The sequence below is a fragment of the Candidatus Cryptobacteroides sp. genome (assembly GCF_056207615.1).
On record NZ_JBAEER010000117.1, the window covers coordinates 1 to 14,943 of the forward strand.

A 14,943-nucleotide genomic window follows, 5' to 3' on the forward strand; every position below is an offset into this window, starting at 1 on the left:
AGGACTCCCCTGCACCTCGCTACAACGGAAGGGATGTCGCCGTGATGCTCGCAGCAAGCCAGCCTTCCTGCGGCATCGTGCTCGGTTCCGCGACACCGTCCCTCGAATCGATATACAACTGCCAGAAAGGAAGGTTTGCCCATGTCCCGCTCAAGGAAAGGTTCCACGGAGCAGCGGACTCGGAGGTGGAGATCATCGACACCAAGGCCGAACGCCGCAAGCGCGGAATGATGGGAAGCTTCTCATACAAGCTCATACTCCACGTCAATGAGGCTCTCGACAATGGGGGCCAGGTGATACTCCTGCGCAGCCGAAGGTCATATTCTCCGGTCCTCCAATGCGAGGAATGCGGCGAGATTCCGAAGTGTCCGAAGTGCAACCAGCCGCTCTCGCTCCATGTAGGAAGCAGCGAACGTCTGCTCTGCCATCACTGCGGCTATTCGCAGCGGTATGAGGGCAAATGCAAATGCGGGGGCAAGCTCATCGGACTCGGAGCCGGAACACAGAAGATAGAGGAAGAGGCACGCACTCTCTGGCCCCAGGCAAGGATCGCCAGGCTCGACAGCGACGTGTCGACAGACCATAAGGCTGAGTCCGAGATAATCCGCGACTTCGCCAAAGGTGACATACAGATACTCATCGGAACCCAGATAGTCAGCAAGGGCTTCGATTTCGAAGGAGTATCCCTTGTCGCGGTGCTCCAGGCTGACTCTATGCTCGGAATACAGGACTTCAGGGCGGACGAGAAGGCATTCCAGCTGCTCGAGCAGTTCCGCGGACGCTGCGGCAGACGCGAAAAGAAGGGGCTATTCATCATCCAGACCGCCAATCCGGAGCACCCTGTATATAGCCAGTACATGGAAAGCGAGGAAGACGAAGCTCCCTCCGACATCAGGAGCAAGCTGCTCGAGGAAAGGCTCGACTTCCACTACCCTCCTTACACAAGGGTCATCGACATCCATGTCAATGACGATAACGAGACCAGGGCCTCGCACATGGCAACTTCCCTGGGGAACTCGCTCTTCGTCGCCCTGGACAAGGCCCTCGCAAGCGGCAGCGCAGAGATTACGGGACCTTTCCGCAACAGCATGTCCGTCTCGCTCGCGAAGGACAGGCAGCTGACGGCCAACAAGGAAGCCCTGCTCAGGACGGTCAGGGAATTCGAAAAGACTTACAGATACGACGGCCACATCGTGATCGACGTGGACCCGGCATAGAAAAGATATGGACAAACTCAGCATAAAGGCCTCTGCCGACGGCCTCGAACTCGGCATCATCGCAGTCGGAGCACAGTCTCCGAAGGCTATCGTACAGATTTCGCACGGCATGTGCGAGCACAAGGAGAGGTACATCCCGTTCATGGAGTTCCTTGCCGCCAACGGATATTGCTGTATCTGCCATGACCATCGTGGACATGGAGAGAGCGTAAAGTCGACCGAGGACCTCGGATTCATGTACGAGGGAGGATGGAAAGCCATGGTCGAGGACTGTCTGCTCGTGACCAGGAAGGCGAAGGAGCTCTGGCCAGGACTACCGGTCGTGCTCTTCGGGCACAGCATGGGATCGATGGTCGTACGCTCATACGTGAAGCGCTACGACAGCGAGATCCGTGCGCTCTACGTCTGCGGTTGTCCTAGCTACAACGCTGCTTCCCCTGTCGGAAGGGTGCTCGCAAAGCTTCTGGGATTATGTTCTGGCGGTCACAACCGCCCTAAGATACTCCAGCAGATGTCCTTCGGATCCTTCAACAAGCCTTTCGAGGCAGAAGGTCCGAACGCATGGGTGGTATCGGATACCGAGGAGCGGGCGAAGTACAATGCCGACCCTCTCTGCCAGTACCAGTTCACGTCCAACGGCTTCTACAATCTGCTCGGTCTCTGCATGGACTGCTACGGGAAGAAAGGCTGGGCAATGGGGAACAAGAAGCTTCCGGTGAGGTTCATCTCCGGCGCGGAAGACCCGTGCAGGATCAGCGACGAAGCCCTCGAGAAGGCCGTAGCCGCGATGATGGCGGCAGGATATGAGGACGTGGAGCTCACGACCTACGACGGAATGAGGCACGAAATCCTCAACGAGACGGACAAGGCAGTCGTGTGGAACGACGTGCTCGCCCAGCTGGATGCGTGGAACGTAAGGTAACGATGGACAGAAAAACCAGAGAACTGCTCATAGAATGGGCGGAGACATATAATGACCCTCAATATTTCGAGCAGGACCCTATAGCCTTCCCACGACGCTTTGCCGAGCTGATGAGAAGGGGCGAGGCCTGTCTGAAGGACGTGGAGGTATCTGCGGTGATTTCGGGCCACCTGGCATGGGGACGCCGCGCCATGATAGTCCGGGACACAACACGCGCTCTCGACGAGATGGGGTGGAAGCCTTACGACTATGTGATGAGAGGAGAATACAGAAAGGAGCCCGCGAGCCTGCACCGCACAGTCAAGTGGTCTGAGTTCGCTCAGATATGCGGAAGGCTGAGAGAGTTCTATCTCAGGCACGAAAGCCTCGAAGAGCTGAGGCCGGAGGGCTTCAGGACCGGCATAATCGGCAGCAAGCCTGATCTCAAGGCTCCGAACAAGAAGATACACATGATGAGACGATGGATGGTGCGCGATGACGGAAAGGTGGACCTCGGACTCTGGAAGAACAGCTCAAAGGAAGATCTGATCATTCCGTTGGACGTACATGTCTACGAACAGGCCACCTCACTCGGACTCACCGCAAGGAAGCAGAAAGACATCGTGACCGCAAAGGAAATCACGGACGCGTTCAGGGATATCTTCCCTGGAGACCCATGCAAGGGCGATTTCGCGTTGTTCGGTTACGGAGTGACACATTAGAAGATGAAGAACAGACAATATTATCTCGACACTTTCAAGGTCAGGGAGCAAGACCTCGAGACACTCATCGGAGCAGCGCTTTCCAATGGTGGAAGCTACTCTGACCTGTATTTCGAATACACGACCTTCAACGACATAGTCCTCAGGGATTCTGAAGTGACTGCCGGAGGTTTCCACGTCGACTACGGCGTCGGAATCAGAGTGCTGTGCTCGGAAAAGACAGGATATGCATATTCCGAGAGCACCGCGATGTCCGACATGCTCGCAGCAGCCAAGGCGGCGGCAGCTATTGCAGCGGCCTGTCCATCGGCACCGACTCCTATTCGTGCAGCCGGCCCGTGCAAGGACCCTCATACAGGAAACTGGTATCTGCAGAAGGAATCATGGAGAGCCAGCACCAATGCCGACTTCCTTCCGGTGCTGAAGGAGCTCGAGGCTTGCATAAGGCGCAAGACGGCATCGGTCAGCGACCCGAGCATCAAGGTATCCAAGATCATCGCCAAGATCAGCAGCTCGGAGAGCGACATAATGATGTACAACTCCCTCGGCGAACTCACCTACGACACCCGCCCGCTGGGCAGCATCGTGGCTTCGGTAATCTTCGAGAAGGATGGTGCGACCGAGCAGAAGTCTGCTTCACGCTCGTTCAGGAAGGGGCCTGAGATGTGCGTCGAAGCAGGGCTCATCGAGGAGATAGCAGCAGATGCCGTAGCAGGAATCGAGGACAGGTTCAGGGCGAAAAGGCCAAAGGGAGGTCAGATGCCAGTGGTGATGGCATGCGGAGCATCCGGTATCCTTCTCCACGAGGCCATGGGACATGCTTTCGAGGCCGACTTCAACAGAAAGGGACAGTCCATCTTCACCGGCCGCATCGGCGAGAAGGTCTGCATGGACGGTATCAACATAGTGGACGACGCTACCGTTGCGGGAAACCGCGGAGCATGCAACTGGGACGACGAGGGCGTAGCAGGACAGAAGACATACATGGTGCGCAACGGCGTGCTCGAATCCTATCTCCATGACAGGATCAGCGCCCAGCACTTCGGCGTAGCTCCGACAGGCAACGGGCGAAGGGAGAGCTTCCGCTATGACCCGATTCCGAGGATGAGGGCGACCTACATGGAAAGTGGCGACTGCAACCCATCAGACATAATCGCGAGCGTGAGCAAGGGAATCTTCGTGAACGAGTTCAGCAACGGTCAGGTCAAGATCGGCGAGGGTGACTTCACCTTCTACGTGAAGAGCGGCTACCTCATCGAGAACGGCCGCCTCACCATGCCTGTGAAGGACATCAACATCATCGGCAACGGCCCGCAGGCGCTCAGCGACATAACCATGGTCGGAAACGACCTCAAGATAGACGAGGGCACATGGACCTGCGGAAAGGGACAGTCTGCTCCGGTGAGCTGCGGCATTCCGACCGTGCTCGTGAAATCATTGACAGTTGGAGGAGAATAGGATGAAGATAAGCGACAAGGAAAAGGAACTCGCAGGCTACTGCATCAGGACTGCGATGGAATTCGGGGCATCGGCGGCACGCGCTTCGCTGAGCAAATCCGTGTCCGACAGCTATGCGACTCTCGAAGGTGCGCTGGACAAGGTCACCCATTCGGCAGACCGTTCCATCTTCCTCCACCTCTTCGTGGACGGGAAGTACGGCACATATTCGACCAACATGCTCGACGAGCAGCAGCTCAGGCTCTTCGTGGGCCAGGCAGTGGAATCGACCAGGCTGCTGGCTCCGGATGAGTGCCGACGCCTCCCGGCAAAGGAGCTATGTGCCGACGAGGCCCTCACGGGCGAGGAGATGGGGCTCTATGATCCGTCATACATGGAGGTCAGCGCTGACGACAGACTGGCCATCGTAAGCTCGGCACGTATGCCGGAAGACGGAGAGGACTACAGCGTAGTCAGCGTCGAGTGCGAATATTCGGACAACATAGACGACAATTATATAATCGACTCACAGGGTTTCGAGGGAAGGCACACCGAGACCTCATTCAGCGTGGTCACTGAAATCACCATCGCCGACAAGGAAGGAAGGCGCTACAGCGGCTTTTGGTGGGATGGTTCATGGTGCAAGTCCAAGCTCTTCGACGGCAAGAGCAATCCTATCGACGCATGTACGGATCTGGCTCTCGAGCGCGCGAAGGCGCAGATGAGCCCCGGACGCACACGCGGAGGAAAGAGGAAGATGGTCGTGGACAGGAGCGTGGCGTCAAGGCTCGTCGCTCCCCTTTTCGGTGCCCTCTACGGCTCTTCGATCCAGCAGAAGAATTCCTTCCTCGTCGATGCGCTCGGCAAGAAGGCCTTTGCCGAAGGACTCACGATAGTCGACATGGCAAGAGCGAAGGGAAAGGCCGGTGCAAGGCTCTTCGACACTGAGGGAGTTGCGACCAGCAACCGTGCAATCATCGAGAACGGAGTCGTAAAGATGAACTTCATCGACACCTACATCTCCGGCAAGATGGGAGTGGAGCAGACCATAGAGGGGCCTTCGGTTCCTGTGCTCCAGCCATATCCTTGCAATATACTCGGAAATGAGATAAATTTGCAGCGCATCCTGAAGGAATGCGGAAGCGGCGTGCTCGTCACTGGGTTCAACGGAGGAAACTGCAACGCAGCAACGGGCAATTTCTCCTACGGAGTGGAGGGTTTCACCTTCTCCCGCGGCAAGTTAGTCAAGCCTGTGCGCGAGCTTGTCATCACGGGTAACATGGTCGAGCTGTGGAACCAGCTCTTCATCGCAGGCAGCGACCCACGACAGTGCTCAAGATGGCAGATTCCGACCCTGGCCTTCAAGGACGTGACATTCTCAGCATAAAAAAGACAAAAGATATGAAAATTGCAGCATCAAGCGTCGTAGAGCTTATCTACGAACTCGTGGTAGAGGGAAACCTCGTAGACCACACCACAGCGGAGAAGCCTCTTGACTTCATCTTCGGCACCGGCTCTCTCCTCCCTAAGTTCGAGGAGCACATCGCCGGCCTCGAGCCAGGCGCAAAGTTCGCCTTCACCCTCACTCCAGAGGAAGGCTACGGCGTATCAAGCCCTGAAAACCTCATCGAGCTCCCTGTAGCGGCTTTCGACGGACACCAGGAGTTCCTCCAGATGGGCGCTCAGGTTCCTCTTACCGACGGCAACGGCGGAATGGTCATCGGAAGGATCACCGAGATCGGCGAGCTTTTCGTGAAGCTTGACCTCAACCACCCTATGGCAGACAAGACCCTCGAATTCAGCGGCGAGATCATCAGCGTTCGCGAGGCTACAGAGAAGGAACTCACCGAGGGCCTTCACGGCGAACTCGTAAGGCGCGGTTGCGGCGGATGTCATGGCGGTGGATGCCATGGCGGCTGCGGCGGTGGTTGCGGCGAAGGAGAAGGCGGTTGCAACTGCGGCGGTGAAGGTGGCTGTGGCTGCGGAGAGTAATGTGGCTCCTGTTCGCATTCGCCTCGGCAGTACTGCTGGGCTTCTATGACACATCTAAGAAAGCGGCATTGAGAGACAACGCAGTTCTCCCGGTGCTGCTTCTTAACACTTTATTCTGTTCGCTCATCTTCTCGCCCGTGACCGTCAGTTCGGCCATCGCAGGCACGCTGAGCGGGCAGCAGCACCTCATCCTCGTCGCCAAGGCAGCAATCGTGCTGACCTCATGGATACTGGGGTATGTAGGTCTCAAGCACCTTCCCATCACCATCGTCGGCCCCATCAACGCGACCCGCCCGGTACTCGTGCTCCTGGGAGCCATGCTGATCTTCGGCGAGCGTCTGAACCTCTACCAATGGATAGGCGTCATACTCGCCTTCCTGAGCATCTTCCTTCTGAGCAATTCAAGCAAGAAGAAGGAGCAGATCGACTTCGCGCACAACAGGTGGATATGGTGCATAGCCGGAGCGGCCATCACAGGAGCCGCGAGCGGCCTCTACGACAAGTTCGTGGCAAGGCAGATAGAGCCTGAGCTCGTACAGGGCTGGTACAATCTATACCAGTTCATCCTGATGCTCATCATCTGTCTCTTCATGCGCTGGATCCCGTCCATGAAAGCACGCAGGAACAACCCGGGCGCAGGAATGGTCGGCGGTGAATTCAAGTGGCTCTGGGCAATCCCGCTCATCTCCGTCTTCATCTCTGCCGCAGATTTCGCATACTTCAGCTCGCTCCAGCAGCCGGAGTCGATGATCTCAGTCGTATCGCTCATCAGGAGAAGTTCTGTGATCGTATCGTTCATCTGCGGAGTCGTGATCTTCAAGGAGCGCTCGAACATGAAGGCCAAGATATTGGACCTCAGCCTCATACTGATCGGAATGTTCTTTATCTGGTTAGGCTCTCACTAAGTTTTTTTGCTATATTTGCAGTAATGAGGACTGCTATAGTCATATTGAACTGGAACGGGAAGAACTATCTCGAGAGATTCCTCCCAGGCCTTATCGCGTCCGTAAAGGACGACGACGCGGAGGTCATCGTGGCAGACAACGCCTCGACCGACGGCTCCCAGGAGTGGCTCAGAGCCAACCATCCGGACATCTGGCTTATCCAGTTTGACAAGAACTATGGCTTCACGGGCGGCTACAACAGAGCCTTCGAGCATGTCATCGCAGGTCCTCAGGGCGCCACTGACTATGTGGTGCCGGAATATTTTCTCCTCATCAATTCCGACGTAGAAGTCAGCGACGGGTGGTTCTACCCTCTCCAGGAGTGGATGGACTACCATCAGGACTGCGCTGCGTGCGCACCGAAGCTCCTTAGCTACGAGCACAGGGACGAGTTCGAGTATGCAGGCGCAGCCGGCGGCTACCTCGACATGTTCTGCTTCCCTTTCTGCAGGGGCCGAGTGATGAACAGGATTGAGGTCGACGAGGGACAGTACGACGACCCATACGAGATACTCTGGGGCAGCGGAGCCTGCCTCATGGTGCGCTCTACCGTATGGAAGGACCTCGAGGGTCTGGACGAATCCTTCTTCGCGCACATGGAGGAGATTGACTTCTGCTGGCGTGCGCGACTTGCCGGATACAAGGTGAGCTATGTCCCACGCTCGAAAGTCTACCATGTCGGAGGTGGCACGCTTCCGCAGGAATCCCCTTTCAAGCTCAAGCTCAACTACAGGAACAACCTCACAATGATGAGGAAGAACCTCGGTAAGACCTATGTGCTCCGCAACCTCTTCGACGTCCTCGCCGTGACAGCACCGGAGTATGCGGTGAGCACCGATGATTTCCTCAACTGCATGGAGGTATTCAACGAACTCCCTGACAGACTCAGGGAGACCTTGCTGACCTCCTGCGCCACCGAGGCCATCCAGATGGTCCGCAGGCACATGAGGATAAGGTTCATCATCGACTGGTGCGCATCGCTCACCTACCTCCTCAGAGGCAAGACGAGCTACTGGAAGGCAGTGAAGCAGGCCCACAGGGAGTACAGGAAGAACAAGCCGGAACTCGATTTCGACGAGTTGCGCGAGTTCCTCATCGAGGATATCCGGAACGGATGCAGCAAGTCAAAGGCATGCCTTAGGATAGATCTCGACAAGAAGACAAACGACAGAGTGCAGATCATCGGCATCATAGACGCCCCTATCATCACTCTCTCAATAGTAGCCAGGGACAGGGTTTTCGACATCCTTGACGAACTTATCACTGATTGATTATGAAGATTATCATAGCTGGAGCCGGTGAAGTCGGCTCACACCTCGCAAAGATGCTCAACTCGGGATCCAACCAGATCACCGTGATCGAGAATGACGCAGCCAGACTGAGAATGCTCACCGAGAGCATAGACGTCGTCGGCATCGAAGGAAAGTCTACTTCCCTCGACGTACTCAGGCGTGCAGGTGCAGAAAGGGCGGAACTGTTCATCGCGGTGAACCCGGACCACTCCCAGGACGTGAACATCGTCAGCGCCATCCTCGCAAAGCAGCTCGGAAGCAAGAAGGTCATCGCCCGCATCAACAACGAGGAGTATCTCTCATATGACAACAAGCTCCTCTTCACCGAGATGGGCATCGATTTCCTATTCTACCCCGAGAAGATCGCCGCCAACGAAATCGTGGAGCACCTCGAGAGGACAGCATACAACGACTCGCTGACCTTCGGACGAGGAAAGCTGCAGATGGCGGTTTTCAAGCTCGAGGAGGACTCTCCGCTGATCGACAGCAACGTCTTCGACTTCGCTAAGCGCTTCGAGAAGACCCAGGAGGCCGGCAACACCATGGACCTCCAGTTCCGTGTGGTTGCAATCTCCAGGAAGGACAACACCATCATCCCTGGTCCACAGAGTAAGTTCCGCTACGGCGACCGCGTATACATCGTTGCAAAGCGCGAAGGTATCGAGATGATCATGGCCGACCTCGGAAGGAAGAACGAGACCATCAGCAAGCTCATGATACTCGGTGGTAGTCCCATCGGCGCCATGGTCGCAAAGCAGATGAGCAGCAAGATGGAGAGCACGAAGCTGATCGAGATCAAGAGGGAGAAGTGCATCGAGCTCTCGGAAAAGCTCGGAAACAAGGTCACTGTAGTGAACGGAGACGGTAGGAACACCGATTTCCTGATGGACGAGTCCATCGCGGACTATGACGCATTCGTAGCCGTGACCGACAACAGCGAGGCCAACATCCTCGCCTGCGTCGCAGCGAAGAAACTCGGCATTGACCACACCATCGCGGAAGTCGAGAACCTCGAGTACATCAGCCTCGCGGAAGAGATGGGCGTGGACTTCGTCAATAACAAGAAAGATATCACCGCCGGCAGGATATACAAGTTCACCCTCAGCAACAAGGTCCGCTTCATCAAGTTCATGAGCGGCACCAACGCTAAGATCATCGAATACAACGTTGCGCCAGAGGCGAAGGTGACCAAGTATCCGCTCAAGGCACTCAAGGACAAGGGCTTCCCTCGCGAGGCTGTGATCGGTGGACTCATCCGCGGAAGCGAAACCATCATCGCCGTCGGAGACACCCAGATCCAGGGCTACGACAGCGTAGTGGTATTTGCCGACCCTAAGGTCGTGAAAGACGTAGATAAGTTCTTCAACTAGCAGGAAAGTTCGAGCCAGCGGAGTTCCTTCTCGTCGAGAAGATCCGCGATCTCGCCATGGCGGGCAGACGCTGCCTGAAGCTGGTCGAAAGGAAGATTACCTGAAGAAAGCTGCTCCTCGAGGGCGGCTTTCTCTGCGTTCAGGGCCTCCATGTCAGCCTCGAGCTGCTCCAGTTCCTTCTGCTCCTTGTAGCTAAGCTTGCGCTTGGCTGGCTTGGCCGAGGCCGAAGTAGAGCTCTGGGCTGCCACAGGCTTCTCCGCAGGTTTCCTTGCTGCTTCTGCCTGCTTTCTCTGCTGAGCCTCATAATCCTTTATGAAGGCGCGGTACTCCGAGAAATTGCCGATGAAGTCCTTGATGATACCCTCGCCGCAGAACACGAAGAGGTGGTCCACGAGACGGTCGAGGAAATGACGGTCATGGGACACGATTATCAGTGTGCCGCTGAACTCCTTGAGATACTCCTCGAGTATGTTCAGGGTCACGATGTCGAGGTCATTGGTAGGCTCGTCGAGCACCAGCATGTTCGGCTGCTTCATCAGGATGGTGAGCAGATAGAGCCTGCGCTTCTCACCGCCGCTGAGCTTGCTGATCTTGTTGTTCAGCATATCGTGCGGGAAGAGGAAACGTCCGAGCAGATGGGTGTCGTTCACCGTCTCGAGCACAGTCTGGTCTTCGTCGAACTCCATTCCCGCCTGGTGGTAGTATCCGATCCTGAGCGACTCTCCCCTTTCGAGCACGCCGCTCATCTCTGCACCAGGCCCCCAGTCCATCTGGGCGGCATTGCTTCCGCTCGATCTCTCCTTCTCCACTCCCGGATCGGTATCGGTGATGCCCGTGTCCGGATGGAAGCCGGTAAGTATGTTGATGAAGGTAGATTTTCCAACTCCGTTTCGGCCGACGATTCCTACCTTCTCACCGCGCTGGAAGTTGTAGGTGAAATGGCTCAGGTACGGATATCCGTCATAGCTGAAGGACAGGTCCTTGCAGTCGATGATCTTGGTTCCCAGACGCGGAGTGTTGCCCGGGCGAAGGTCGCTCATGTCGAGCTGCTTCTGCACATAGACCTGCTCTGCGCGGTCCTTGAGCTCATGGAAAGCGTCAATCCTGTACTTCGCCTTACCTGTACGGGCACATGGGGTCGCATGTATCCACTCCAGCTCCCTGCGAAGTATGTTCCTCACCTTGTCGGTCTCGGCATTGTAGTTCGCGATCCTTTCCTCCCTCTTCTCGAGGTAGTTCTGGTAGTTACCTTTATATACGTATACGGCGCCATGGTCCATCTCCATCACCGTATTGCACACGCGATCGAGGAAATATCGGTCATGGGTCACCATGAAAAGGGTGCAGCGCGAGCGGCTGAGATAGGACTCGAGATACTCGATGGCATCGATGTCGAGGTGGTTGGTAGGCTCGTCCATGATCAGGAAGTCCGACTCGCTCGAAAGCATCTGCGCAAGGGCGACCCTCTTCACCTCACCGCCGGAAAGCTCCTTCATCTTCTTCGAATAGTCCGGAAGATTGAAGTTGGTGAGGAATTTCTGCACCCTGAGTTCATACTCCCAGAGATGCTCCTGGTCGAGGCTCTCGGTAAAGCTGCGGCTCGAGTCCATGATCTGGTCGAATACGCCCTTCTCCGGATCGAACTCGTACTCCTGCTCGAGGAAGGCTATCCTGATATCCTTCAGGAAGGTGATCTTTCCGCCGGAGTCGCTCCTGTCCTTGCCCGCGAGTATTCTCATGAGCGAGGTCTTTCCGGTACCGTTCGGTGCGATGAGGGCGATCTTGTCACCTTCATTGATGTTGAATCCTATGTTCTCGAAGAGTACCTTCGGCCCATAGGACTTGCTGATGTTCTCAATCTGTAGATAGCTTGCCATATACTTCCTATATCAGTGCAAAGTTAATCAAACGCCGCGTCAGCACAAAAAGTTCAAAAAAAATTTGCAGAACAAGAATTCGGTTGTATATTTGCAGTCCCAAGCCACGAGGCTAGGGAAAACAAGTCTGGGAGCTTAGCTCAGTTGGTTCAGAGCGTCTGCCTTACAAGCAGAGGGTCGGGGGTTCGACTCCCTCAGCTCCCACAAATAACCGAGGCCTGCGAAACACATCGCGGGCTTTTCTTTTTATAAACACTAATCCAAGATATATCATGGAACTCGAGAAACAGATTCAGGAAGACATCAAGGCAGCGATGAAGGCAAAGGAAGCCGTACGCCTCAGCGCCCTCAGAGCAATAAAGGCAGAGATTCTCCTCGCCAAGACCGCGGAGAACGCATCTGGTGAACTCACCGACGCAGACATCGTGAAGATCATCATGAAGCTCGTGAAGCAGCGCAAGGAAAGTGCTCTCCAGTACACCGAGGCAGGACGCCAGGAACTTGCAGACAACGAGCTCGCAGAGGCTGAAGCACTCTCAGTGTACCTTCCGAAGCAGCTTACCGAGGCTGAGGTCGAGGAAATCCTCAAGGGTATCGCAGCCGAGGTCGGAGCCAGCAAGCCTCAGGATATGGGCAAGGTCATGGGCGTAGCCACCAAGCGTCTTGCAGGCCAGGCTGACGGAAGAGTGATCTCCGCTCTCGTGAAGAAGATACTCAGCAACGCCTAAGGCACGGGAATTGCTTCTACGGAAGCGAAACAAAAAGAAATCGATATGAGCATAAAAAGAATAACCAGCGCACTTCTGTTGATCGCACTTGCAGCTGCGACCTTCGCAGGCTGCCGCAGAGAACCGAAACCTACTCCGAAGGAGGAAATTCCTCACGTCGTGACCGAGTTCACCGATGCCGGGGCATACTACTTCGGCGAGTTCAATAGCGACATTGCTGACCTCAACGTGTTCTGCACCTACCTCCTCAGCGGCAAGACAAGGGTCGACGACCGCGTCATCAGCGGCGTGGGCACAGCACTGTGGCTGGACATGAACGTGGAAGTCAACGAGAAGAACGAACTCGCAGTGGCGGAGTACATTCCGGCAAGGAACGAATACAGCGTTAACGCATTCCTCAAGGGCGGCTACATCACCAAAGACAATGAGGAGAAGATATCCGGTTCATACATCTACTATCGCCCTCTCAACGGTCCTGCCCAGTACAAGCTCATCACCAACGGCAAGGTGACCGTGAACATCACCAACGGCAAGACCTACAGCATCAAGGCCACCGTGCTTGCTGACGGAGAGGAGTTCGTGTTTGACTACTATGGCTATTTCGCATATACTGACGTAGTGATTCCTACGCCTACTCCGGATTACGTGCTCAACGATTTCAAGTACGGCAAGCTCGAGGATCTCGGCCAGCCATGGTCATCATACAAGAACATACGCGACTGGAAGGTGCTCCTCGGAGACGACACCAAGTGGGTTGACGGCAGGGAGATTCAGTTCGAGCTCATCACTTCAAGCAGCGCTACCGACATCGTCGGCAAGTACAAGGTGCTCACTGAGGAATTCACCGAGAGCACCATCAAGACCGCACTCGTTCCTGGCAGCGCGCTCTGCGGATACATTGACGGAAACGAATACTTCGGAACATGGTTCTACCCATCCAATGATGAGAGCAAATGGCTCGGCGCAACCAGCGGAACCGTCGAAGTGAACAAGAGCGGCGACACCTACACCATCACCTTCGACCTCGTAGACGGTTTCAACAACAATGCAAGGTTCAGAGGAAAATATGTAGGCAAGCTTGAGGGCGGCGTGGAGCCTCAGCCAGACGTAATCGAGATCAACAATTTCAGGCACGGTCTCATCGAGGACCTCGGACAGCCATGGAGCAGCTACACCGGCATCCGCGACTGGAAGGTACTCCTCGGAGACGACACCACCTGGGCTGACGGCAGGGAGATCCAGTTCGAGCTCATCACCTCGCGCAATGCCACCGACATCACCGGCAGCTACGAGGTTCTCACCGAGGAATTCACCGAGAGCACAATGAAGACTGCGCTCGTATCCGGCAGCGCTCTCTGCGGATATATCGACGGCACAGAATACTACGGAACATGGCTCTTCCCTACCAACGACGAGAGTACCTGGCTCGGAGCGACCACCGGAACCGTAGAGGTAAGCAAGTCCGGCAGCACCTATACCATCACCTTCGACCTCGCTGACAAGTTCAACGACAACACCAGGTTCAAGGGCACATACACAGGTAGCATGCAGAAGAGCAGCAGTCCTGCTGTAATGGCTCCAAGACGCTCCTCTACCCCAGCCGTCTCAATGCAGAAGTCTGCGGCAAGGACCAACTACGTTGAGAGGCTCGACGACGCTGAGTGGACCGGTGCAAGGGCCAGCGTATCTGCTACCAACAGGCACGCCTCAGACGCCAAGTCAGCGAAGCAGATGGCTGCTGGCAGGACAATTTCTGCCGAGCGCAGGGCCATAACAGTGAAAAAATAGTTTATATTTGCAGCACAGAAGGAGCGGGAGCCTTTCCTGATCGGTGACTCCCGCTCCTTCTTTAACTACCTATGGGGCTGTTTTGGTTTTGACAGCACATGACATTGGACGGTAAGCACGTCGGGCGTCGTAGCCTTGCCCGTAAATCTCAGACTTCAAACAATTAGTTGGCAACAACTCTTATGCACTCGCTGCGTAATTAGCCAAGCTGATTACCTTAATCCGGTCCGCCAAGGCTGCGGGCCCGACGAGTATCCCTCAGGACTTTAAGCCGGTTATGGCCTGACTTAGGGGTATCATTCAAACCGGATGCTGCAGCGGACTCCTTTAAAGCTGCCTAAGACTTAAAGGATAAGCCTTTGATGGCCCGCCTTCCGGCAGCCATTGGCCTACAACCAAAGGAAGGATAAGCGTGTAGAAAGCCGCCTGGTGCGGTGTTTGGACGGCGGTTCGAGTCCGCCCAGCTCCACAAAAGAAGGCGACTAATAAGTGGTTATTGGTCGCTTTCTTCGTAGAAGGATGCGACTCCACGGCGAGGCTGCTCGCCCCTCCGGAGTCGAAAGAAGTCGGAGATTTTGCCAGATAGCAAAGTCCCCGACTTCTTTAGACCCCGCCTCAATCACGCCTGGCTGACGCCAGCCGCGGATTTCGGCACCCGCTTCCGTGCCGCGGGTG

12 protein-coding genes, 1 tRNA gene and 1 other RNA gene are annotated in these 14,943 nt (G+C 55.7%); 13 read left to right on the forward strand and 1 reads right to left on the reverse strand.

All coding sequences use genetic code 11. From position 1 onward, the window contains the following. The 9 genes from priA to trkA form a co-directional block, all read left to right on the forward strand. A partial coding sequence (priA, locus tag AC06ND_RS06985) for a replication restart helicase PriA (protein WP_475678273.1) occupies positions 1-1,217 on the forward strand: 1,217 nt, incomplete at its 5' end. Positions 1,218-1,224: 7 nt separating this feature from the next. Beyond that, the gene (locus tag AC06ND_RS06990; RefSeq protein ID WP_475678274.1) at positions 1,225-2,139 is read left to right on the forward strand and encodes an alpha/beta fold hydrolase; all 915 of its coding nucleotides are present in this window, start codon (positions 1,225-1,227) and stop codon (positions 2,137-2,139) included. Between the two features lie 2 nt (positions 2,140-2,141). Next, positions 2,142-2,840 carry a DUF2400 domain-containing protein gene (locus AC06ND_RS06995; RefSeq protein WP_475678275.1) on the forward strand — a complete coding sequence of 233 codons (699 nt, stop codon included), beginning with the start codon at positions 2,142-2,144 and terminating at the stop codon, positions 2,838-2,840. A gap of 3 nt (positions 2,841-2,843) precedes the next feature. Further along, entirely contained in the window at positions 2,844-4,298 is a 1,455-nt protein-coding gene (locus AC06ND_RS07000) for a TldD/PmbA family protein (protein ID WP_475678276.1), read from the forward strand. Position 4,299: 1 nt separating this feature from the next. Then, a complete protein-coding gene (locus tag AC06ND_RS07005) occupies positions 4,300-5,664 on the forward strand; it encodes a TldD/PmbA family protein (protein ID WP_475678277.1) in 1,365 nt (454 codons plus the stop codon). Positions 5,665-5,678: 14 nt separating this feature from the next. Continuing rightward, positions 5,679-6,269 carry an FKBP-type peptidyl-prolyl cis-trans isomerase gene (locus tag AC06ND_RS07010; protein WP_475678278.1) on the forward strand — a complete coding sequence of 197 codons (591 nt, stop codon included), beginning with the start codon at positions 5,679-5,681 and terminating at the stop codon, positions 6,267-6,269. Beyond that, positions 6,269-7,174 carry an EamA family transporter gene (locus tag AC06ND_RS07015; protein ID WP_475678279.1) on the forward strand — a complete coding sequence of 302 codons (906 nt, stop codon included), beginning with the start codon at positions 6,269-6,271 and terminating at the stop codon, positions 7,172-7,174. Before AC06ND_RS07010 ends, AC06ND_RS07015 begins: the two co-directional genes overlap by 1 nt. A gap of 23 nt (positions 7,175-7,197) precedes the next feature. Beyond that, positions 7,198-8,484 (forward strand): glycosyltransferase family 2 protein, encoded by a 1,287-nt coding sequence (locus AC06ND_RS07020; protein ID WP_475678280.1) that lies wholly within the window; start codon positions 7,198-7,200, stop codon positions 8,482-8,484. Between the two features lie 2 nt (positions 8,485-8,486). Next, positions 8,487-9,875: a Trk system potassium transporter TrkA gene (gene trkA / locus AC06ND_RS07025; RefSeq protein WP_475678281.1), complete on the forward strand. Its 1,389-nt coding sequence runs from the start codon at positions 8,487-8,489 to the stop codon at positions 9,873-9,875. Here trkA and AC06ND_RS07030 read toward each other — a convergent pair. Beyond that, positions 9,872-11,752, reverse strand: coding sequence for an ABC-F family ATP-binding cassette domain-containing protein (locus AC06ND_RS07030; protein ID WP_475678282.1), 1,881 nt, complete (start codon positions 11,750-11,752; stop codon positions 9,872-9,874). The two genes, trkA and AC06ND_RS07030, sit on opposite strands and share 4 nt — an antisense overlap. 129 nt (positions 11,753-11,881) lie before the next feature. On the opposite strand from AC06ND_RS07030, the gene AC06ND_RS07035 reads away from it, so the two are divergent. The 4 genes from AC06ND_RS07035 to ssrA all read left to right on the forward strand — a co-directional run bounded on the left by AC06ND_RS07035 (position 11,882) and on the right by ssrA (position 14,740). After that, positions 11,882-11,956 (forward strand) — tRNA-Val (locus AC06ND_RS07035). A gap of 68 nt (positions 11,957-12,024) precedes the next feature. Continuing rightward, entirely contained in the window at positions 12,025-12,480 is a 456-nt protein-coding gene (locus AC06ND_RS07040) for a GatB/YqeY domain-containing protein (protein WP_475678283.1), read from the forward strand. Between the two features lie 45 nt (positions 12,481-12,525). Beyond that, positions 12,526-14,268 (forward strand): hypothetical protein, encoded by a 1,743-nt coding sequence (locus AC06ND_RS07045; protein WP_475678284.1) that lies wholly within the window; start codon positions 12,526-12,528, stop codon positions 14,266-14,268. Between the two features lie 73 nt (positions 14,269-14,341). After that, positions 14,342-14,740, forward strand: a transfer-messenger RNA (tmRNA) gene (gene ssrA, locus AC06ND_RS07050). Positions 14,741-14,943: the final 203 nt, after the last annotated feature.